The sequence below is a fragment of the Pseudomonas huaxiensis genome (genome assembly GCF_003231275.1).
Taxonomy (GTDB): Bacteria; Pseudomonadota; Gammaproteobacteria; order Pseudomonadales; family Pseudomonadaceae; genus Aquipseudomonas; species Aquipseudomonas huaxiensis.
On record NZ_QKVL01000002.1, the window covers coordinates 227,152 to 250,204 of the forward strand.

A 23,053-nucleotide genomic window follows, 5' to 3' on the forward strand; every position below is an offset into this window, starting at 1 on the left:
TGCTCGGCGCCGGCAATCAGCCGGGCCATGGCCCACAAGGATGTACAGGACTCCCTTCCTGCAGCGGACCGATCTCTCTCGGAGGCACCCCCGCATGACCGCCATGAACAACGTTTCACCGGACCTGAGCCAGTTACAGGCCCAGCTCACGCAGAAAAAGGACGCCAGCGGCACCCTCGCCCTCGGTGCCGACACCACCGGCATCAGCGCACTGGACACCCTGTTCGGCGCCAGCAACGTCAGCCTGGCCGATGCCGATATCGGTGCGGTTGGCAGCGACTGGCCGCGCAGCTTCAGTGTCAGCGGCACGCCCAGCGGTGACTGGACCCTCACGGGCCTGGCCGCCAATGCGGCAATCAGCCAACTGAGCCTGACCTTCACCCAGAGCGCGCAAGGCGCCGCCATCACCTTCAGCCTCGAAACAGCTGCCAGCGTGACCCAGGGCAAGAGCGTGATCGGCTTCAGCGGCAACCTCGATGACGACGACGCGCTGGTGCTGCAACTGACCCCGCCAGACAGCAACCTGCCGTTGCTGGCGGTGGGCAACTTCGCCTTCCGCAACCGCTTCGGCGGCTGGCTGCCGGTGGACCTGCCGTTGTTCAGCAACATGCCGTTCAGCCAGATCGAGGTCCAGGCCAGTTACGGTGACGCCGCCGAGACCCGCTGCGACGTGACCACCGGGGTCAATGGCGACTGGACGCTGGTCCAGGGCGGGCCGAGCCTGAAAAACGCCTCGGTGAACCTGGCCAGCGACAGCAAAGTGGCGGATGACAAACCCGTCACCCAGCTCAGTGGCAGGGTCGACGGCAGCCTGCAGATTGGCGGCCAGTTGTGGGCCGTCAGCGTCAATCTCAATGGCAGCAGCCAGGTTGCCATCGCGGTGAAAGGCGACGCTGGCCAGCAACCGGCGCTGGCCGCCCTCGCCGGGCTGATCGCCGGTGACGCCGCGGCGGCGACGGTCACCACACAAGTGGCGAGCCTGCCCTTGGCCAATCTGGTGCTGAACAGCGTCGACATCGCCTTCGACTGGCAACAAGGCAAGCTGCTGTCGTCCAGTGTCGCCGCGACCCTGCCCTTCACCTTCAACAGCAAACCCGCCGACCTGCTGCTGGCCGTCTCGCTGCCACCGCTGGACGTGGGCGGCAAGCTGTCGGCGGACACCCCGGTGAAGATCCGCGATGTCGTGACCCAGTACCTCGGCGATGCCAGCGGTTTCCCCGATACTACCGTGACCACGCTGGCCTTCAGCACCGTGCCGAGCGAGGGCAGCTACGGCTTTGCCCTGGCCATGAACGACGTGTTCAGTGCGGGGCCACTGGCGCTGGACAAGGTCAGCGTCAACATCGACAAGAGCGCCGAGGCCACCACCGGCAAGATGAACGCCGAGCTGACCCTGGCCGAAGTCGGTATCGAGGTGGCTGCGGTCTACGGCAAGGGCTGGCAGATCAGCGGCAGCACCGGCAAAGACCAGAGCATCGACGTCGGCAAACTGCTCAGCCAGTTGGCCTCGAGCTTCGGCGTGACCTGCCCCGCCGCCCTCAACGAATTCAAGCTGAAAAACCTGGCGGTCAGCCTCGACACCGGCGCCTCGGACTTCACCTTCGCCTGCGAAGGCAGCTTCCCGATTGCCGGCGTCAGCCTGGACTTCAGCGTCGACATCGAACTGTCGAAACCGAAAACCGCCTGGCAAGGCAACTTCACCGGCGAAGTGGTGATCGGCGCCGCGACCTTCAAGGTCACCTTCACCCAGGACAGCAAGGTCAAGCTGCTGCGCGCCGAACTGGTGCCCACGGCGGGCAAGACCCTGGCCCTGGTCGACGTGGCGCAGACCTTCGCCATCGACCTGTCCGGAGTACCGGCGGAACTGCTGCCGGTACTCAAACAGGCGTCTTTCACCTACGACTTCAACAAGTCGCAACTGGTGCTCACCGCCAGCACCGACAGCGTGGCGGTGAGCCTGGTCTGCGTACCCGCAGCCACCACCGGACGGCTGTACGCGGCCGTAGTCGATATCCAGGTGGAAGCCGATATCTCGCAGTTGCCGGTGGTCGGCAGCCACCTGGCGGCCATCGAGAACATCGGCCTGAACGGCATGAGCCTGGTTATCGCCTCTGGCGTGTTCAGCGCCGATGAGATCACCGCAGTCAACGCGGTGATCCCCGAAGGCCTGCCGGTGGTGCCTGCGCTCAGCGCCACGGGCCGGGTGGTGCTGTCGGCCAACCTGATGCTTGGCGGCAAGGCGGCCAAGCCGCTGCAACTGGCGTTCGCCCAACCGGAAAAACCCAAGCAGGCGCTATTGGCCGACGCCGACGTCGCGGCCAACGCACCGACCCCGGCGGGCAACTCCAAGGCCCAGGGCAAGTGGGTCAATGTGCAGAAGAGCTTCGGCCCGATCTCCCTCAGCCGGGTCGGCGTGGCCTACCGCGACCAGCGCGTGTGGCTGATGCTCGACGGCGGCTTCGCCATGGGCGGCATCAATATCGAGCTGATGGGCGCCTCGATCGCCTTCCGCCCGGTGCTGCCGCCGATCCCCGACGGCGCCAGCCTCGACGGCGTGTTCATCGGCTACAGCAATGCCTCGGTGACCATCGCCGGTGGCCTGCTCAAAGTGGTGACCGAAGACGACAAGGGCCAGGAACTGATCGAGTACGACGGCCAGTTGCTGCTCAAGCTTCCACAGTTCCAGCTATCGGCGCTGGCGTCCTATGCCTCGCTCGACGGCTCGCCATCGCTGTTCGCCTACGCGGTGCTGTCCGCGCCGATCGGCGGCCCGCCGTTCCTGCAGGTGGACGCGCTGGCCGCGGGCTTCGGTTTCAACCGCGACCTGGTCATTCCGGGCCTCGACACGCTTGACCAGATGCCGCTGATCGCCGCAGTCAACGGCGACTCGCCGTTCGCCGGCAAAGACCCGTCGCAAGCCCTGAAAGTCATGCACAACTACGTGCCGCCCCGTTACGGCGAGTACTTCCTGGCGCTGGGCGTGCGGGTCGCCTCGTTCCAGATGATCAAGGGTTTCCTGCTGGCCACCGGCAAGCTCGGCAACGAATTCGAGATCGCCCTGCTGGGCCTGGCCACGGTGTCGGTGCCACCGGCCACCCCCTCGCCCATCGGTTATGCCGAACTGGTGCTCAAGGCCGACTACAACTTCAATCGCGGCACGCTGTTCCTCGGCGCGCAACTGACCGCCAACTCGTACATCCTGGCCAAGGACTGCCACCTGACCGGCGGCTTTGTCGTGGCGGCCTGGACCAAGGACAACCCGGACGACCCGAACGGCTACAAGGCCGGCGACTTCGTGGTATCGCTGGGCGGCTATCACCCGGCGTACAGCAAGCCGAGCTGGTACCCCGACGTACCGCGCATGGGCTTCAACTGGAACGTGACCTCGGAACTGACCGTCAAGGGCGGCCTGTACTTCGCCCTGGTGCCGTCGGCGGTCATGGCTGGCGGCAGCCTCGAAGCGGTCTGGCAGAGCGGCGACCTGCGTGCCTGGTTCAAGGCCTGGGTGGACTTCCTGCTAGGCTGGAAACCGTTTCACTATGACGCCAGCATCGGCATCAGCCTTGGCGCGTCGTACAAGGTCAACCTGGGCATCACCTCGTTCACCGTCAGCGTCAACGTCGGCGTGCAGGTTCACCTGTGGGGCCCGGTTTTCGCCGGCACCGCCACCGCCGACCTGTTTGTCATCAGCATCACCATCAGTTTCGGCGACAGCGCCAACAGCCAGGTCACGCCCATCGACTGGAGCGACTTCAAGAGTTCGTTCCTGCCCGGTGGCGGCGATGCCCCGCCGAAAAGCGCACCGCACCGCCTGCTGCTGGCCGATCTGCCACAAAGCCTGAACGACAGCACGCCGGTCAAACAGACCGACTCGGTGTGCCTGGTGCGGGTGGCCAACGGCATGCTGCAAGACCTCAAGGGCGTCGGCGGCATGGACTGGGTGCTCGACCCCGAGCGCTTCGAGCTGACCACCTGGTCCGCAGTGCCGAGCAAGCAGGCCAGCTACACCGGCTCCGGCGCGGTCCAGAACATCGCCGCGAGCAACACCGATTTCGGCGTTGGCCCGGTCGGCGTGAACAATGCCAACTTCGCCTCCAGCCACACCGTGGTGATCAGCAAGCTCGACGGCGAAATGAGCGCCGAAGACATCCGTGTGGACGTCAGCGCGGTACTGGAAAACCTGCCCTCGGCGACCTGGTCGACCACCGCCGCGCTGGACCCGAGCCTGGCCAACCTCAACGACACCGCGGCGCGCAGCGTGCCCAACGCCATGACCGGCCTGCGCATCGCCGCCAAGACCGACAACCCCGACGTGACGCCGCTGCCCATCGACCTCGGTGTGCTGCGCGAGGAAATCGAAGACCAGCGCAGCGTGGTCTGGCCGGTGCCCAGCGTGCCCACCGCCACCGGCTACCCGCAAACCGACACCCTGCCGGTGTTCACCAAGGCCCTGGTCGACCCGACCGTCAGCGCCGCGCGCTCGGCGATTCTCGCGCAACTGGCCGTCGATGGCCTGACCACCGCGACCAGCGTCGACGTCAGCGCGCTGGCTGCCAACGCCGCCAACACCTTGCTCCACGCACCGGTGCTGTCGGTGCTCGGCGCCCAACCTTCCTCGTCCACTTCTGGAGCAGCCCGCCCATGACCAGCGCCACGACCACGCCCCTGAGCGACGGCACCGTCCAGTTCGTCGCGCATTGGCTACCGCCCCTGATGGCCGGCGACTACAGCATCACCGTCACTCAACACCTGCAAAACACCGACCCCAAGGCCGGAGCCAAGGCGGCGTTCGATGAAGCCTTCGTCAACAGCCGGCGCTTCGCCGTGCGTGGCGAGCGCTTCAGCCTCAACCCCGATGAGCTGGTGTCGCGGTTTCCGCCTGCGGACAACCAGGGCGAATACCAGAATGTGCTGCCCCATGTGATCTTCGCCCGGCGCACCCTGCCCTGGGAGCGTTCGCCGGAACTTGAAGCCGACAACGCCTCGTGGCTGGCCCTGTTGCTGTTCGAAACCGACGAAGCGCCGACCCTGCAATCGGTGCAGGCCGGCGACCTGCAACGCAAGCCGTTCTATCGCAGCGCCGAAGACGCCGCGAGCCAGGGCACGCCGTCCACCAGCACCCTGCCGGCCACCGCCGCCAGCTACCCCGACGGCTACGCGCTGCTCAGCGGCGCCGATGGCAAGGCGCCGGCCTTCACCCTGTCCACCGGGGAAAACTGGTGGGACCTGTGCCAGGTCATCGATGTGCCGGCGGACCTGTTCGCCGCCATCGCGCCGACCCTCGACGAACTGGACTGGCTGGCCCATGCGCGCAGCGTATCGCTGACCAGCAAGCAGGCCGAAGATGAAGCCGAGCAGGAAGGTTCGTTCTCGGTGGTGGTGGGCAACCGCCTGCCGGCGCCGAACCGCCAGTGCGTGGTCCATCTGGTTTCGCTGGAAGGCCTGGCGCGCTTCCTGCCGACCGCCGATGGCGAAACCGCTGCGCCGCTGACCCTGGCCAGCGGCGGCACCGCGCAGACCCTGCGCCTGGTATCGCTGGCTAACTGGAAGTTCACCTCGCTGGACCCGCAGGAAACTTTCAGCGGCTACCTCGAAGCGGTGGACTGCGCGCCGCTGCGGCGTCCGGCCCCGGCCAGCAGCACCAGCCCCGTGCAACAGACCGTGGCCAACGCCTTCGCCATGGGCTACACGGCACTGAACCACCACACCCGCCTCGGCGACAACACGGTGTCGTGGCTACGCGGCCCGCTGCTGCCGTTTGCCTCGGTGCCGGTGATCGTGCCGCCGCCGGCGGCCACACCGCTGGTTGTCGCCGACCAGGCGGTGAGCTTCAATCCGGCCACCGGCCTGATGGACGTCACCTACGCCGCCGCCTGGCAGATCGGCCGCGGCCTCGGTCTGCAAAACAATCTCTACGCCAGCACGCTCTATGGGTGGAAACGCAATGAAGCCCGTGCCGAGGCGCAGCACAGCGAAACCCTGGCCCTGACCCAACGCCTGCACGCCTCGGTGCAGCCCAATTCGGCACTGCGCAGCGGCGCGGCAGCAGCGCCCGTCGGCCGCAGCGGACTGCGCGGCCTGGCCATCGGCCTGATCGCCGAATCCCTCAGCGCGCAGTGCGCCCGCTCTTCCAGCCCTTCTGCGGAGCAAGACCAATGACCCTGCTCGCCCAACGCAACAGCCAGCTGTTCTCGGTGCAATCGGTGACCAGCCGCGCCAACCTGATGGCCGCCCCGCCCGACAGCGCCCCGGTGCCCGGCGCGATTACCGAATGGCTGAGCAAACTCGCGGTGCTCAAGGGCGTGCCGTTCGGCTATCTGGTGCCGGATGAAGCCATGCTGCCGGCCGAATCAATCCGCTTCTTCGTGCTCGATCCCAACTGGATCAACGCGCTGTTCGAAGGCGCCACCAGCATCGGCCGCTCCAGCACCCGCGACGCTGCCCTCGATGCGCGGCTGGTGGCGCAGCTGTACGCAGCGGTCGCACCTGCCGGCACGGTGAGCGGCTTTGTCCTGCGCTCGAACGTGGTCGCCGGCTGGCCCGGCATCGAAGTCCGCGCCTATGACGCCAACCACAATCGCCTGACCGGCGTACTGCGCCAGGACGTGCTCTCGCCAACGGTGCTGCTGTACATGACCACCGGCCAGATCAGCTATGTGGACATCGGCGAGCCGTCCGAGGCAATGCACTTCGGCGTCGATATCGGCCAGACCAGCAAGTCGCTGCGCTACGTCACCGTACCGGCCGGCGCGCAGCCCAACACCCGGCCCGGCGATCAGGTGGACAAGGCCAGCGTAGCGGTGACCTACCGCAGCGCCGGTGGCGGCAAGCGCGTACTGAAAATCGCCGACCTGGCCAAGGCACTGGAAACCGCACTGGTCGCCAACAACGCCAACCTGGTGCCTGGCACCCAGCAGCAACGCCCCTTCACGCCTGCGGAATTCGCCCTTGAACTGGTCGAGGGCGTCCAGACGGTCCGCTTCAAAAACACCACCCAGGAGGCATCGGCATGAGCGGCAGCGGCCTGATCGTTCCCATCGACGTGACCGCGCTGGTCATCGGCGTGCCCGATGCTGCGACGGTAAACACCTTCGCCGCGGTGGCCAGCGACTTCTCGCTGATGCCCTGGTCCGGCGACGCCGGCCCTTACCTGGCCGAGCCCCTGCTGCCCCGGCCGTTCGACTCGGTCAATGGCACCGAGGCCATGCAGCCCGGCATCCACCTGCACTGGGCCTTGCCCGACAGCATCAACCGTGGCGGCACCGATGGCTCGGGCAAGGTCGAGTTTCTTCAGGCGCCCAACCTGTGGATGGTGACCCGTATCGCGGGTGCCGACGGCAGCACCCAGCAGAATGCCTGGGTGATCGAGAGCGACCAGTTGCAAACCCAGCGCGACGCCAGCCTGCCGCAAAACATCGCCTCACGGGCGGTGCCGATCACCCCGGACCCGAGCAGCCCGGGCAAACCGTTCATGTACCAGGGGCGGGTCTATCGCCAGGCCGACTGGGCCGGGCGCAAGGCCGCGACCTACGCCAGCAGCAACACCACGGTCGGCTACGGCACGCCGTCCTATGCAGCGGCGTATCCGCACTGCCCCAACGTGTTCTCGTTCTGGGACCCGCTGGACGATGCCCAGGCCCAGGGCTTCACCGCGGAAACCCCGCTGTCGTACTCGGTGGTTGGCTGGTACGCCGACAGCAGCGACGATCCGCTGGGCGCGCTGGTGTACCCGAAGGAAGCGACCAGCGTCGAAGACCGTCAGGCCTTTATCGCCCAGCGCCTGAACTGGAGCGTGAGCAACACCTCTGATGTACCGGACCGCACCGTCTGCAGCGGCCAGCTCGGCGGCCTGAGCTGGGACCCGGAGCGCGCCTGGCTGACCCCGCCGAGCGCCGGCGGCATCGACGTGGTCATCGCCGACAACACCGCCGAAGCGGTGGCGGCCCTGCTGCAAGCGCGCAACCCCGGTGTGGCCGACCTGGAAACCCTGCTCAACGTGTTCCAGCAAGGCATGCTCGCCGAACTGGGCAAGGTCGGCGGTGCTGCCGCCGCCGATGATGCCGTGCATCAATCGGGCTTCTCGGCGCTGCCGGGCGGCACCGTATGGGTGGCTCGCCAGATCACCGCGCCGGGCGCCACCCCCGCCGGCAGCAACGGCCAGTTGCCCGATGCCGCCGCCGCGCAACTGGAACAGATCAACCGCCTGCAACGCAGCCTCGATGGACAGAACGGCGACCTCGACGCGCTGCGCCAGCAACTGTTCATCGACTGGGCGAAGTTCATGCTGTTGCAGTTCAACCTGGCCAATCCGACCAACCTCAGCGCCGACCAGGCCCGCGCCTTTATCGGCAACTACGACCTGGCCGCGATCAAGACCCTGAGCGGCGCGCCGACCAGCCCCGGCAGCATCGACACCACGCAAACGCAGATCAACACGGCGCTGGCCACCCTGCGCACCAGCCTCGGCGCGGGGTGGGAGGTCAAGCCGTCTTCGGCGCCACGCTACTGGCAGCCGGCGGACCCGGTGATCCTGCTCGCCGGGCGCCCGACTACCCAGGCCTCGCCTCGCCACGGTGGCGACGGCCGTTTCCACCCCGAAGGCCTGCTGGCGTGCCGGGTCGGCAGCCAGTTGGTCAACAGCGTGAAACTGCGCGGCGCTACCGTGACCCCGCAGGTCAGCCTGGCAGCAGCGCCGAGCGGCGCCAGCTACCCGCCTGAACTGGACGCGCTGCTGGCCGAAACCCTGACCCTCGATCCGCTGCACGCGCCGGCCCTGGCGCGGCAACTGGTCAGCGCCAGCGGCCAGCAACCGGCCAACGCGCTGACCGCCCGCGCCCTGGAAGGACAGATCAGCGACGCCCAGCACGCCTTGCGCGGCGCCAGTAACGCCGACGACGCGAACGTCATCCTGCAAGGCACGGCGCCGTCTCCGGTGGGCCTGAAGACCTGGCAGCAACCGTGGCTGCCGACCTTCCTCAACTGGGAAGTGCAGTTCTCGCCGTACCAGCATGTCGGCCTCTCGGACGGCGGCGGCGACTACAGCGCCGATGCGGTCACCGGGTCCTTCACCCTCGACCCGGACGGCCTGGACTTCAATGCCAATCCCGGCCTGCAACCGTCATCGGCGCTACAGAGTTATTCCGGTACCGTGACCCTGGCCGGACGCACCGAGATCAACCTGCAATCGCAGCTCAAGACCTGGCTCGCCAACTACCCGGACGACCCCAACGCACCGGTGCTGGAAAGCATCCTCGGGCAACTCGACCTGCAAGCCATGGCGCAAAGCCTCAACGGCTTCAACCAAGGCCTGCTGATGTGCAGCCAGAGCCTGCAACTGCCGGTGATGGACGCCCTCAGCACCTCGCTGATCGTGCGCAACTTCACCAATAAACAGGTGGCGCCGCAGGTCGCCGAGGCCAACGTTGCCTCGCCAGCGCCCAACAACGGCTTCAACCCGCTGCGCACCGGTGAGCTGCGAATCAGCAAACTGCGCTTGGTGGATGCCTACGGCCAGGCGGTGGACCTGCCTGCGCCGACACCGATCATCGCCGAACGACTCAAGCAGCGCCTGGCCAACGGCGGCGTTGCCGACAACGGCAAGATCGTCCTGCCGCCCCGCCTTACTCAGCCGGCACGCCTGCAATTCCGCTGGCTGAGCGCCCTCGACGGCCAGGCCGAATGCGGCGACCAGGGCCACGCGCCGATCTCCGGCTGGGTGCTGTTCAACCACCTCGACGACGCGCTGGCGATCTATGACGCCAACGGCGCGCCGATCGGCTCGCTCAACACCCTCGGGCCGCGCTGGCAAGGCGCACCGGGCAGCGACAACTGGACCTTGCCGTTCACTCAGGTGATGGCCTCGATCAACCCGTACCTGGCCAACTTCGTCCGGGCACTCTACGACCAGCCGAAAGGCGTGTCGTTCCTCAACGCGCTGCTCGCCACGCTCGACAACGCCAGTGGTGCCAGCGGCCCGTCGGCGCCCACCGCCGACCCGAGCCTGAGCGTGCTGATCGGCCGTCCGCTGGCGGTGGTTCGCGCGTCCTTGCGCCTGGAGCTGCAAGGCCAGCCGGCCGCCGACGGCAGTTGGGATGCCTTCGCCGCCAGTGTCGCCCTGAAACCGGGTCAGCCACGGCCGAGTGCCGGCATCGGCAACATCAACTTCCCGGTGCGCCTCGGCGACTTCGGTCTGTATGACGACGGCATGGTCGGTTACTTCATCGAAGACGGCAGCGAGAGTCAGTGGACCACCTTTTATTCACCCGCCGCGCTCGGCGGCAACGGCGTGGTGCCGGTGGACATCGACAAGACCGCCGTCACGCCGGTGGCCGCCTCCAGCCCGGGCAACGGCCTGACATTGACCTTGCTGATCGACCCGCACGGCTCGGTCAACGCCACGTCCGGCATCCTTCCGGTGAAGACCATTTCGATTCCGCGGGCGCAATGGCAACCGGCGCTGGACCGCATCGCCGTGACCTTCCTGACCACGCCGATGGTCGGCGCCGGGAGGGTGATGCCGGTACCGACGCCGGAAGAAAACGGCTACTTGTGGCAATGGGTGACGCGCCCGGCCCCCGATAAGCCCTGGGCCAGCGACACGCCTGGCGCGGCGGTTCCGACCGCCACCCTGGTGTCGCCTCAACGCATCGAAGAAGGCTGGCTGCGGCTGGTGCGCACTAACGGTTAAGGGAGCAACAACCCATGTCAGGACTCGATTTCAACGTCGTCAACTCGGATGGCAAACCAGTCGTCTACCTCGGTCAGACCCAGACGCTGACGCTCACCGTGAGCAACACCAGCGGCGCCGACATGGCGCTAGCGGGCAGCCTGCCGCTGCCCGAAGACGACGCCAACAGCAACACCGCGCTGCTCTATCTCTTTCTCGGCAACCTGGTCGCCGACCCGGCCTCGGTGCAAGTGACCTGCGCCAGTTGGCGGGCGCAGTTCCAGAACACCGCGCAAGGGCCTGTGTGGTGCCTGGCGCTTGAAGCCGGCATGACCTTCAAGGCCGGCGCAAGCATTGCGGTGAGCCTCGCGGGGCTCAGCGTCAGCGGACTGCCCGGCGCGCGTCAATTGGGCATCGACGCCTACCTCGCCGACGGCGACGCGGTGCAGTTGCCAGTGTTGGCGCAGAACGACCCGGGCAAGCTGCTGCCGCTGAACATCGACTTCGCGGTGACCGGCGGCAACAGCGTCTACATCACCGAAAATATCAACGCGCCGATGGCCAGCTCCCTGGTGTTTCGCCTGAGCAACCCGTCGCCGAACACGCCGATCGTCCCCGTCGACGTGAGCTGGGGCAGCAAGACCCCGAGCTTCACCCTGTCCTTCGCCTACGCCAGCAAAGGCGGCGCCGGTGCCCTGACCTCGGCGGAAAAGGCCATCGCCTTCACCCGCGGAACGGTCCAGGACTACGGCAACCTCTGGTCGATCAGCGCCAACACCCAGGGCACGCCGAGCTGGACCCTGACCCCGGACCAGTTGAAGAACAAGCAGATCCTCGGTACCGGCGAGGCCGCCAGTTTCGAATTCATCCTGGGTAACATCATCACCCAACTGGACGTCGGCACCACCCTGGCGTACCTGCAATGGAGCAACATCCCCGGCTACCAGGACGGCTACAAGACCCTGGCGCTGGTCAAGGTCAAGCCGCAGCCGGGCATCTTGCGGCTGATCAGCCTATCGCCGAGCGTCATCAAGCAAGGCACACCGGTGCAACTGGTCTGGGAAACCTTCGCCCTCACCCGCCAGACCCTGAGCTGGGCGAAAAACGGCACGCCTTATTCGGTTCCCGTGGGCGCCAGCGCCAGCGCCTATCTACCTGATCCGCAACCGGACGACACCGTGACCTACACGCTGGATGGCTATGACAGCAAAGGTGCCAAGGTCGCCAGCCAGCAACAGACCATCACCGTGATCGCCAATGCGCCGGTGATCAGCGGCTTTACGGTGAAACCCCAGGTCGCCCCGTTCGAAGGCGCCAACCCCAATGTGCCGGTGACCTGCACCTGGACAGTGACCGACCCGGTGTCGCAGGCGGTCAATGGCCAGGTCGGGGTATCGGGGATGAAAGTCGGACTGAACACCCCCGGTACCGTCAACCTGCTGGTCACCGGCCACCAGAACCTGCAGGCATCCGCTTCGCAGCAGGTCTACAGCGTGCCGGGCTATGTGCAGACGTTTGTCTCCACCAGTCAAGTCAGCGGCGGCAGTGGCGGGCCGAAGATCAACAACGTGCTGAGCTTCAACCGCGTCAGCAACATCGGCACCTGGACGTTGAACCGCAGTGATTCGCTGTCGACCCGGACCATCGCCAGCCAGGGGTTTTCCTGGACCACCGACGGGCTGAACGTCTACCTGACCTTCAACGATAAAACCACCACCGCTACCCTCGCCTGCACCTACGGCGCCCTGACCCTGAGCCAACGCAGCGGCAAGGCCGACAGCCATGGTTTGCAACCGTTGGCGATGCTGGTGCAGAACGCGGGGGGGCAGAATTCGCCGGTGTTCAGTGCGCAGACGGTGGCGGTTTAGGGGGGCGTATTTTTATCGCCCGGCCTCATCGCTGGCTTGCCAGCGATGAGGCCGGGTATCTACACATCTTTCGGTCATGTGATGTCTGGAAGGCGCCAGTCAAAAACCGAGTAATGGCCACCAGGCGCATGTCGGGAGTTTTCCAGCGCTCCTGAGATCGAGCGCCGCCCGCGCGGCGCATCGCCGGCAAGCCGGCTCCCACATTTGCTGCAACGCGCCATGGCCTGTGGGATTGGCGTTGCCAGCCTTGGTGCATGGCTGGAGAGTGCGCGGCGGCTTAGACGCCAGCCTCGAAATCGGGCCGAACTAACAAGGCGATCAACCACGGCCTGACAGGCATAGGCGCGTTGCAGTAAATGTGGGAGCCGGCTTGCCGGCGATGCGCCGCGCGGGCGGCGCTCGATCTCAAGAGCGCTGAAGATTTGCCGGCATGCACATGGCGGCCACCACATAACCCAAAGATGTGTAGATACCCATGCAGCGATTAGGCCCATTACAACGCCAAATGATCCAACGCGATCGACACCCCATCCTCATACCGATACCCGGTCTGCCCCGCCACCGGGCTTTCTTCACCCCCGCCCTCGACCCGCGAACGTGACCGATACCCAAGCGGGCTCACCCCCAACTGCCGCTGAAAACTGCGGCGCATGCGCTCTTCATTGCCAAAACCGACCGTCTCGGCAATCCGCTTGATCGGCTCCTTGCTGGCTTCCAGCAACCGACAGGCCGCCTCCAGGCGCAAGGTCTCGACGGTCTGCGCCGGGGTGCCACCGGTGGCGGCGGTGTAGGCGCGGGCAAAATGCCGGGGGCTCATGCCGAACTTTTCCGCCAGCCGCTCCACGCGCAAATCACTGTCGAGGTTGCCGGCGATCCAGGCATGCAGACGCACCAAGCGCTGGTCACGGTCGCTGCGCAGGGCATCGCTCTGCGCCTTGAGCGGTGCGCTGAGCTGGGCCTGTTCCGCCGAGCGGCGCAGGAACAGGGTGAAATAACGCGCCAGGGTCAGCGCCGCATGCGGGCCAAGGTCCTGTTCCAGCAGGGCCAGCCCAAGGTCGATGCCCGCGCTCGCCCCACCGCAGGTCCACAGGTGGCCGTCGTGCAGGTACAGCGCCTCGCGCTCGACGATCAAGGCCGGATAACGCTGTTGCAGTTCTTCGGCAAAGCTCCAGTGGGTCACCACCCGCCGACCTTCCAGCAAACCGGCACCGGCCAGGGCGAAGGCGCCGGTGCCAATGGAACAGAGCCGCCGCGCCCGCGGCGCGTGACGCTGCAGCCAGGCGTTGACGTAGGGGTCGCTCTCCAGCTCCGACACGCCCGGCCCACCGATGACGATCAGCGTATCCAACTCCGCCTCGGCCTCGACGTCCGCCAGGGAGCGGGTCATCACCGCGATCCCGGAAATCGTCTCGATCTCGCCACCCAGCGGCGAGGCCAGCACGATCCGGTACGGCGGGCTCTGTTTCAGCTCGCCACCCAGAATCCGCGGCGCGGCGGCGAACACTTCCAGCGGGCCGGCGGCGTTGAGCAGCAATGCGCCGGGAAACGCCAGCACCAGCACGGTTCGCGGGGCCGACATGGCAGAAAACGAGGGGTGTTTGACATGGTGGCGTTGGACGGGCGTGGACATACTGGCAACACTTTCCGATTCAAGAGCCAAGACGATGCCCAGAAAGTCCTTCCCTGCCAAGCGCCTTCGTCGCCACCTGACGCCCTGGCTGCTACTCGCCTCGCTGCTCGGCGCCCTGCCCGTCCAGGCCGCGCCGGAGCTGGAAGTCGGTGACCAGAGCGGGCTGATCCAGGCGCTGCTGGGCGCCGCCGGTGAAGACCAGGGTCTCGGCTACACGCTTGACTGGCACCCGTTCGGCACCGGCACCGCGCTGATGGAAGCGCTGAGCGCCGCCGCAGTGGATGTCGGCGTGGTCGGCAATGCGCCGCCGGTGTTCGCCCAGGCGGGTGGTTTCGATGTGCGCGTGGTGGCCGCCGCCGAAGGCGCGCAGAACAACAATGCGTTGCTGGTCCAGGCCGACTCGGCCATCACCCGTCCCGCCGACCTCAAGGGCAAGCGCATCGCCGTGGCCAAGGGCACCAGCGGCCATTACCTGCTGCTCGCCGTCCTCGCCGAGGCCGGCCTGGGCATCAAGGATGTGAATGTGATCTACGCCAGCCCCATCGATGCGCAGAATGCCTTTGCCAGCGGCAAGCTCGATGCCTGGGCGGTCTGGTATCCCTTCGTCGGCCAGGCCACTTCCCGCGGCGCACGCAAACTGGTGGACGGTGCGCAATGGCCCGAGACCGGTCTGAACTTCACCGTCGCCAGCCTCGCGGCGCTCAACGATCCGCAAAAAGCCGAACTGCTCGGCGACTTTATCCAGCGCCTGGCCAGGGCTCAGGCCTGGGCCACTGCTCACCCAGACGCCTGGGCCGAGCGTCTGGGCCAGCTCACCCGCCTGCCGCTGCCGCTGTTGCAGGAAATGCTCGGCCAACAGCGCTTGCAGTACGTCGCCCTGGACGCCCGGGTCGCCGGCCTGCAACAACGCCTGGCCGACCGCTTCGCCGAGGCCCGGCTGATTCCCCGTCCGTTGAACGTCGCCGAAGCCTTCGACGACCGTTATAACCGCCTGCTGCCACAACACCCCTGATCTGAAACCTTCGCGCCATGCCGCAGTTGCCGGCAGGGCGCCGCTCATCTGGAGAAAAGTCATGCCTGCACTCGACCGCACCACCCTGCGTCGCCACGCCACCGGCCTGATCGCCGTCGATGCCGAACGTTCGGCCGGTGGCTACACCCTGTTCGCCCCGCAGACCGCGGGCGGCAACGTATTCCTCATCAACCTGCGCGGCGAGGAAGTGCACCGCTGGAAACTGCCGCAACGCCCCGGCCGCGACGCGGTGATCCTGGCCAACGGCAACCTCGGCTACAACGGTAATCACCCGGACTCGCCAGAGCTGTTTCCGGGCTGGTCGGTGTGGCACGGCGGTGCATTCAGCGAGGTGACGCCGGAGGGTGAAGTGGTCTGGGAATACACCGACCTGACCCACCACCACGACGCCCAGTGGCTGGACAACGGCAACCTGCTCTACACCACTGCCGAGCCGTTGCCGCTGGATATCGCCAGTCGCGTGCTCGGCGGGATTCCTGGCAGCGAGGCGCCGGGCGGGGTGATCTACGGCGACGTGGTCAAGGAAGTCGACCGCAGCGGTACGCTGGTCTGGGAATGGCGGAGCTGGGAACACCTGGCGCCGGAAGACTACCCGCTGCACGACTGCTTCGAGCGCTACCACTGGCCGATGACCAACTCGGTGACGCCGGGCCGCGACGGCAAGGTCATCCTCAGTTTGCGCAGCGTGTCCTCGGTGATCGCCGTCGACAAGGCCAGCGACCGCGTGCTCTGGCGCCTTGGCCACGACCTGGTAGCGCAGCAGCATTGCCCGAGCGAGCTGGAAGACGGGCGCATCCTGGTGTTCGACAACGGCATCTCGCGGCCTCATGTGTCCATGCCGCACTCGCGGGTGATCGAAGTCGATCCGCACGCTCAACGCATCGAGTGGCAGTACGCCGACACCCCCGGCTACGCCTTCTTCACTCCGTTCATGGGCGGCGCCCAGCGTCTGCACAACGGCAACACACTGATCACCGAAGCCAACTTCGGCCGGCTGTTCGAAGTGACCCGCGAAGGCGAAGTGGTCTGGGAATACATCAACCCGCATTTCGCCGCCTACCCGGACGCCGCCTCCCGCGCCTACCTGCCGGGCGAGAACAACGCGATCTTCCGCGCGCACCGCTATCAGGCCCATGAGCTGCCCTGGCTGCGCGACTGATTCATAACCCCCAACCCTTCCGATCACGCTTACGCAGACCACGCGCAGCGAGAGGTTCATTCATCACAGGAGTTCATGATGACCATGCCTTTGCAACGAAACAGCCGCGCGTGCGTCTGGCCCCGTTTTCTTCCCGGTTTGCTGGCCCTGGCCTGCTCGCCGGGCTACAGCGCCGAAACCGTCGAGGGCCAGCAGGCCGATGACGCGACCTTGCAGACCATCACCGTCAATGCCCGCCGCCGTGTGGAGGATGTCCAGTCGGTGCCCACCGCGATGACCGTGCTCTCGGCGCAGACCCTGGAAAACCAGCGCCTGTACCGCGTGCAAGACCTGCAACAGGCGCTGCCCAGCGTCAACGTGTCGTTCATGAACCCGCGCCAGTCCAGCCTGTCGATCCGCGGGCTGGGCAACAACCCGGCCAGCGACGGCCTGGAAGGCAGCGCCGGGATCTACCTCGACAACGTCTACCTCGGCCGCCCCGGCATGGCCGTGTTCGACCTGCTGGACATCGAGCAGCTCGAACTGCTGCGCGGCCCGCAAGGCACCTTGTTCGGCAAGAACACCACCGCCGGCGTGCTGAATATCAGTACCCGGCGGCCCTCGTTCACCTCGGAAGGCAGCGTCTCGACCTCGTTTGGCGAAGACGGCTACGTGCAGACCCACGCCAGTATCGGCGGGCCATTGACCAGCCAGTTGGCCGGGCGTTTCTCTGCCTACCGCACCCGGGAAAACGGCTACGTCGAGAACGACTACAACGGCCATACCCTCGGCGGCGGAACCCGCCAGGGCTTCCGTGGGCAACTGCTGTTCGAGCCCAATGAATCCTTCAACCTGCGCTGGATCGCCGACTACAACGAAGAGGACTCCAGCGCCGGCACCCGCTCGCTGTTCAGCACCGGCCCGACCATCAACGGCGTCAACCGCTACGAGCAGCGCGCCGCCGCGGTGGGCGCAAGCCTGGCCCAGGGGCGCCACGTCAACCTCGACGCCGACCAGAACGTCAAAGTGTTCCAGGGCGGCACCTCGCTGGAAGCCAACTGGAGCCTGCCCGGCGACTACACCCTGACCTCCGTCACCGCCTGGCGCTGGTGGGATTTCACCCCGCGCAACGACGACGAACTCAACGTCCCGGTGATGTACAACGTTGGCCAGTCGGCGCGGGACCAGCAATATTCCCAGGAGCTACGCCTGGCCTCGCCCACCGGCGATGTCTTCGACTATGTGCTCGGCGCGTATTACTTCCGCCAGGAAATGCGCAACGAAGTCTTCACCGACTACGGCCCGCTGGCCGACACCTGGAACGGCACGCCGCAGGGCGCACTGAACAACGTCTACAGCCTGGGCAAGGGCCGCATCGACACCGACAGCTTCGCCCTGTTCGCCCAGAGCACCTGGCACCTGACGCCACGCCTGGACCTTACCGCCGGCGTGCGCGGCACCTACGAGGTGAAGCAGGCGCGGGTCGGCCGCTATGCGCCAACCGGCGGCGCGGCAGTCACCGGTGCGGCGGCGAACGTGCGCCAGGGGCGTCTCGGTGCGTATGACTCGGGCGACCTAAGCGTCTACAGCTTCAGCCCGTCGGCGCTGGTCAGCCTGGCTTATCGCTTCAATGATCAGGTGATGGGCTATGCCTCGTTGTCCCACGGCGAGAAGTCGGGTGGGGTCAACCTCAGCGTCGCCAGTGCTCCGGTGGCCGGTGCCGACTCCCTGCTGATCGGCAGCGAACGGGCCAACGACGCCGAACTGGGGATCAAGACCACTCTGCTCGACCGGCGTCTGCTGCTCAACGCCAACCTGTTCTGGACCGAGGTTCACGGCTACCAGACCAACGCCTACGACGACGCCAACCTCACCAGCTACCTGACCAACGCCGGCGCCGTGCGCAGCCGCGGCGTCGAGTTCGAATCGACCCTGCTGCCGGTGCGCGGCCTGACCCTGAACCTCAACGGCTCGCTGAACGACGTGCGTTACCTCGACTACAGCAACGCCCCCTGCCCGGCCGAAGTCGCCTTGCGGCCTGGCGCCCCGGCGTCCTGCGACCTGACCGGACACACCGTGGTCGGCGCTTCGAAGTGGATCCTCAACGCCAGCGGCACCTATGAATGGGAAGCGGGTCCGGTGCGACCGTACGTGAACGCCAGCTACGCCTTCCGCGCCCATGCCGTCGGCACGGTGGACGACTCGGAACATGCGCAATTGCCGAGCTATGCGTTGGTCAATCTCTCGGCCGGGGTACGCGGCGATCTTGCGGATGGGCAGTGGGATGTTTCGCTGTGGGTGAAGAATGCGGCGGACAAGACCTACTACACCACGCTGTGGAACTCGCCAAATGGTGGGTATACGGGGGTGCTGGGAACGCCAAGGACGGTGGGGGTTACGGGGCGGTATGACTTTTAGCGGTTGTGTAGACCGAGTATTGGCCGCCAGGCGCATGCCGAGCGTTTTCCAGCGACCGTGAGATCGAGCGCCGCTTGCGCGGCGCATCGCCGGCAAGCCGGCTCCCACAGGGTCTTGAGCCATGGTTGACTGCCTTGGGGTTCGACGCGATTTCGACGTTGGCGCCTTAGCCGCCTCTCTCTAGCCATTTACCACACTGTGGGAGCCGGCTTGCCGGCGATGCGCCGCGCAAGCGGCGCTCGATCTCATGGGCGCTGACACTCTCCCGACCTGCAACCCAATGATGGGCGGCGACAGCATTCCATCAAATTGACATCACCTGGCAGACCTCTTCACCATTGCGGTTTTCAAACCGAGGGGCCATTTGGCCTCCGCCCCGCTTTTGGAATCGGCTGCAATGGATAGCACCCAACAAACCCTGATCCAGGCCTATCGCGAGATTCTTTCGGACTTGCCAACCCACTGGCTGGACCGCAGCCGTGCCCATGAGGCGGAGTTCGCGGGCCTTTCCGGCCTGTTTCTTCCCGGCACCTCTTCCGCGTACCTGAACGCCCCTCGGCGAATAATGGTGGTAGGGCGTGAAACCCGGCGCTGGAACGTGGTCACTGATACCAGTCCCTTCACCAACCTTGATGACTACATCCTGCGAGCAATGGGTATCCAGCAGCGGCAGCTTTCAACATTCCTGAACAAGTCGACGGACCGAGGAGAGAGTTTCTTCAATCTGCTCCGTGCTCTCGCAAGCCGCCATGGCCCCGACGGTATTGCCTGGGCGAACCTGTTCAGCTTTGCCGTGAATGGCAAATCACCGATGCGCTGGGAAAATTTTGGTCAACTAAGACGACTGTCCGAACGCTTGTTAAAGGCCCAGATCCATATCCTGCAACCCGACATCATCATTTTCGCCAACGGCGCCAGCAGCGCCCGTTGGCGGCAGCGGTATTTTCCGCACAAGGGCGAATCGAGCGTTTGCAGCGAGATGGGGAGTTACCGCGAACAGGGAATCCCGACCAGTCAGTTATGGCGGTTCAGGCTGAACGAGAGCATTCAGTGCTATCGAATTCAACATCCCAGTAGCATCAGTGTGGCTTCGCGGGCGGCAAGGCGGTTTCTTCTGGAGGAGGTGTTGGGCGAGCGTCTTCAACTCGAAAATACGCCTGCTCGATCCGCCGAGTCGTCATCGGTGGCAACTGACGACGTCGTTTGACGGTGACAATTCAAAGCATTTGCCGGGAGGCCGGGTAATGGCCGCCTTGCGCATTACGATAGATCTTCAGCGCCCTTGAGATCGAGCGCCGCCCGCCCCCCCTCAGTTTGTAACGCGTGCAGTCAGTTCACACCCGGCGCCGGCGCAGCCACGCTCGCCACGCCTTGCGCACGATAAAGCGCGAGGTGATTAGCGATACACATGTCGTACGCCTCGACCAGGAACAGGTGCGGCTTGTTCTTCACCGGCGGCACCAGGCAGCGGCTCGTCACGCGCTTGCCAAGCATTTCGGTATCGATGTAAACCAGGTTCACCGGGGTCTTTTCCGGGTTTTCCTGTTCGGTGTACCAGGCGCGGGTGTGCTCCTCATCGCCCTCGGTCTTGTCCAGCAACGCGCTATCAACCTGGGTGGTCAGCACATCGCTGGCGGGAAATTCGTTGTTGCCCATCAACGCCACGCCAATCGGCCCAGTGAAGGCGGCGAGCAGCGAGGTCTTGCGCAAATGCGACTGCATGTTGGCGTAAGCCACGAAGTGCTGCACCTTGATGGTCGGCTGGTCAATCAGTTGCGGGAAGGTTTCGTAGGCCCGGTGCGTAAGCAGGCGCACGCCTGTGGGCTTGGTCCCGCCGTCCGCCACGCGGTAGATGCCGTAGGCGCCGCTGGTGACCAACAGACTGAAGGTTTCCGCCTCGCTTTCGCTCCGCGGACGCAGGTCCTGAACGGTGATCTTGTCGGACTTTTCCAGGCCAGTGTATTCCGGTGGCGGAACCGGCGGCTGGCTGGCACAACCGGCAACGGCCAACGCGGCCAAGACGAGGAGGCTTTTCAGTACGTGCATGCAACATTCCTTTGTCCAGGAGAAAACGGAGGTCTCGCCAAGCCGGATGTCCGGCCCGCGCCGCTCGCGGCCGCAGCAAACGGCCTCAAGCGGTGGCGAGAATACCCTTTCCTACAAAGCAGGGCGAACCTTCTGCACCCACTCCTGCACGCTCGACCGCTGCCACTGGCGCGCCGCGTACTCCTTGAGCCCAGCCGGCACCGGGTCGCCGTTGAGGATCAGGCGGTTGAGCATCACCGCCAGTTCGACGTCGGCGATCGACCACTCGCCGCACAGGTACTCGGCGCCATCGGCCAGCAAGGTTTCCGCCGCGTTGATCAGTTTCTTCGCCGCCGCGACACCTTCCGGCGACAGCGGTCCGGCCTTGACACCGTAGAACACCACCAGGGTGGAACGCTCCTGGCGGATCGGCAGCAGGTCACTGCGCAACCACGCCTGAACCTGCCGCGCCCTCGCCCGCTGCACGGTGTCTTTCGGGTAGACCGCAACCTGCGGATGACGCTCTTCGAGGTACTCGGTGATGGCCGAGGACTCGGACAGGGCGAAACCTTCGTCGATCAGCGTCGGCACGCGCTGGGTCAGCGACAGGCGTGTGTAGTCGTCCGAGAGGTTCTCGGACCAGTCGAGATCGACCAGCACCGTTTCGAACTCAAGGCCCTTCTCCCGCAGCGTCACGTAGGCGGACATGGCGTAGGGACTGGTGAAGCGGGCGTCAACGAAAAGCTGTAGCGGCGAGCGAGACATGACAGGAACTCCTTGTGCGATGCGCTCACGCTAGGGGGTTCGCCGGAAAAAATAAAATTCAAGATATTCATGGGGGCATTCCTCGGTGGAATGCAATGGCGGTACAGTGCGCGCGTTGTCCGGCGCGAGGGCGTTCATCAGCGTTTCAAACCGACGACAGTGGTGCTCAAACCCAGCAAGGAACAGCGCGAATGGACGTCGAACACAACCTGCCCCTCATCATTGCCGCAGTCCTCAGCCTGCTCGCCGCCGTGCTGCACCTGGGGGTGATCATCGCCGGGCCCGCCGGTTATCGCCTGGCCGGCGCGGGACAGCGGTTTGTCCGCGCCGCCGAGAAAGGCTATCGCTTTCCGGCCATCGTCACCCTGGGCATCGCCTTGGTCCTGGCCAGTTGGGCGGCCTACGCGCTGTCCGGCGCGGGGGTGATCGGCGCGCTGCCGCTGCTGCGTCCGGCACTGTGCGTCATTACCCTGGTTTATCTGTTTCGCGGGTTGGCGGGGCCGTTCTTGCTGCTGAACGATGGCCGCAGCCTGCGCTTCGTCATTATTAGTTCGGCCCTCTGCACCGGCATCGGCCTGGTGCATGCCCTAGGCCTGGTGCAGGTGTGGGGGCAGATCGGCTAGCTAGCGCGGCTCCTGCTGGCTTTTCCAGCGCTCCAGATTCTCCGTCACCCACTGTTCCGGCTTCGGTCCGGCAGCGACTTCGCGCATTTTCTGCGCCAGCCGCGCGCGCAGCTCCGGACGATTGCACGGTGAGTCATGGGACAGCGCCAGGTACAGCCCTTCGCTGGAAACCGGCGGGTCGAGGACCTTGAGTTTGTCTTCCATGCCCAGAGTGCGGCTCAGCGCCATGCCGGGATACTGCTCGTAAATCACGTAGTCGTTGCGCTTGAGCAGCAGTTTCTGGAACGCCTGACTGGCGCCGGGCACCGCTTCGAGGTTGAGGTGGTCCCGGGCGTAGTCATCGAACTGCTGGCCATGGCTGTTGCTGACCAGCGTCCCGCCCTTGCGCCCCTTGAGGTCCTCCCAGGTGCGATAGACAAAGCTGTCATCCTGACGCACCCAGACCACGCTCGGCGTATACAGGAACGCGGGCTTGATGAAGTCCATGCTTTGCTGGCGCACTTCGGTGAGGAAATAGCCGGCCAGCAGGTCGACACGGCCGGTGCGCGCCTCTTCCTGGGCGCGGGACCAGGGACCGGTATAACGGACGTCCACCTCCAGTCCCAGCTCGCTGGCCACCTGCTTGAGCAGGTCGGCATTGGCGCCGATCAGTTGGCCCGGATTGTCGGGATCACGCCAGAGATAGGGGGGATATTCGGGGTTACCCGTGGCAGTGAGGTACTTGCACTGATCCGCGGCCATTGTGGACCCGGACATCAGCAGCAGCACCAGCAACAGCCACAAGGAGCGGCGGTAACGACGCTCGATCATTCACGACCCTCGGCACAGGTGAAATTCGGCGGTTTTCACAGTCTGGGCCAGATATGGCCAGATGCCAGAGTAGCAGT

General features: G+C 65.7%; 14 protein-coding genes. 10 read left to right on the forward strand and 4 right to left on the reverse strand.

The genetic code is table 11. From position 1 onward, the window contains the following. The first annotated feature begins 94 nt into the window (after positions 1-94). The 5 genes from DM374_RS04295 to DM374_RS04315 are packed head-to-tail and all read left to right on the forward strand — an operon-like array spanning position 95 to position 12,534. Entirely contained in the window at positions 95-4,645 is a 4,551-nt protein-coding gene (locus tag DM374_RS04295) for a DUF6603 domain-containing protein (RefSeq protein WP_110968760.1), read from the forward strand. After that, positions 4,642-6,159, forward strand: coding sequence for a hypothetical protein (locus tag DM374_RS04300; RefSeq protein WP_110968761.1), 1,518 nt, complete (start codon positions 4,642-4,644; stop codon positions 6,157-6,159). The genes DM374_RS04295 and DM374_RS04300 overlap by 4 nt, the downstream gene beginning before the upstream one ends. After that, positions 6,156-7,013: a hypothetical protein gene (locus DM374_RS04305; protein WP_110968762.1), complete on the forward strand. Its 858-nt coding sequence runs from the start codon at positions 6,156-6,158 to the stop codon at positions 7,011-7,013. Before DM374_RS04300 ends, DM374_RS04305 begins: the two co-directional genes overlap by 4 nt. Further along, on the forward strand, positions 7,010-10,687 hold the full coding sequence (locus tag DM374_RS04310) for a hypothetical protein (RefSeq protein WP_110968763.1): 3,678 nt from the start codon (positions 7,010-7,012) through the stop codon (positions 10,685-10,687). The genes DM374_RS04305 and DM374_RS04310 overlap by 4 nt, the downstream gene beginning before the upstream one ends. Positions 10,688-10,701: 14 nt before the next feature. Beyond that, on the forward strand, positions 10,702-12,534 hold the full coding sequence (locus DM374_RS04315; RefSeq protein WP_110968764.1) for a hypothetical protein: 1,833 nt from the start codon (positions 10,702-10,704) through the stop codon (positions 12,532-12,534). A 493-nt stretch (positions 12,535-13,027) separates the two neighbouring features. Here DM374_RS04315 and DM374_RS04320 read toward each other — a convergent pair whose 3' ends face one another. Then, on the reverse strand, positions 13,028-14,113 hold the full coding sequence (locus DM374_RS04320) for a GlxA family transcriptional regulator (protein ID WP_225422442.1): 1,086 nt from the start codon (positions 14,111-14,113) through the stop codon (positions 13,028-13,030). Between the two features lie 85 nt (positions 14,114-14,198). Between DM374_RS04320 and DM374_RS04325 the strand changes: the two genes are divergently transcribed. From DM374_RS04325 to DM374_RS04340, 4 genes are all read left to right on the forward strand, one after another. Beyond that, positions 14,199-15,176, forward strand: coding sequence for an ABC transporter substrate-binding protein (locus DM374_RS04325; RefSeq protein WP_110968766.1), 978 nt, complete (start codon positions 14,199-14,201; stop codon positions 15,174-15,176). Positions 15,177-15,237: 61 nt separating this feature from the next. After that, positions 15,238-16,356 carry an aryl-sulfate sulfotransferase gene (locus DM374_RS04330; protein ID WP_110968767.1) on the forward strand — a complete coding sequence of 373 codons (1,119 nt, stop codon included), beginning with the start codon at positions 15,238-15,240 and terminating at the stop codon, positions 16,354-16,356. A 78-nt stretch (positions 16,357-16,434) separates the two neighbouring features. Further along, positions 16,435-18,753 (forward strand): TonB-dependent receptor, encoded by a 2,319-nt coding sequence (locus DM374_RS04335; RefSeq protein WP_110968768.1) that lies wholly within the window; start codon positions 16,435-16,437, stop codon positions 18,751-18,753. A gap of 397 nt (positions 18,754-19,150) precedes the next feature. Continuing rightward, entirely contained in the window at positions 19,151-19,960 is an 810-nt protein-coding gene (locus tag DM374_RS04340) for a hypothetical protein (RefSeq protein WP_110968769.1), read from the forward strand. A gap of 122 nt (positions 19,961-20,082) precedes the next feature. Here DM374_RS04340 and DM374_RS04345 read toward each other — a convergent pair whose 3' ends face one another. Together DM374_RS04345 and yfcF are read right to left on the reverse strand one after the other, a co-directional pair. Beyond that, entirely contained in the window at positions 20,083-20,799 is a 717-nt protein-coding gene (locus tag DM374_RS04345) for a hypothetical protein (protein ID WP_110968770.1), read from the reverse strand. A 111-nt stretch (positions 20,800-20,910) separates the two neighbouring features. Then, positions 20,911-21,543: a glutathione transferase gene (gene yfcF / locus DM374_RS04350; RefSeq protein ID WP_110968771.1), complete on the reverse strand. Its 633-nt coding sequence runs from the start codon at positions 21,541-21,543 to the stop codon at positions 20,911-20,913. Positions 21,544-21,734: 191 nt separating this feature from the next. Here yfcF and DM374_RS04355 point away from each other — a divergent pair, with 191 nt between their 5' ends. Then, positions 21,735-22,166: a hypothetical protein gene (locus DM374_RS04355; protein ID WP_110968772.1), complete on the forward strand. Its 432-nt coding sequence runs from the start codon at positions 21,735-21,737 to the stop codon at positions 22,164-22,166. Here DM374_RS04355 and DM374_RS04360 read toward each other — a convergent pair whose 3' ends face one another. Beyond that, a complete protein-coding gene (locus DM374_RS04360; RefSeq protein ID WP_110968773.1) occupies positions 22,167-22,976 on the reverse strand; it encodes a substrate-binding periplasmic protein in 810 nt (269 codons plus the stop codon). Positions 22,977-23,053: the final 77 nt, after the last annotated feature.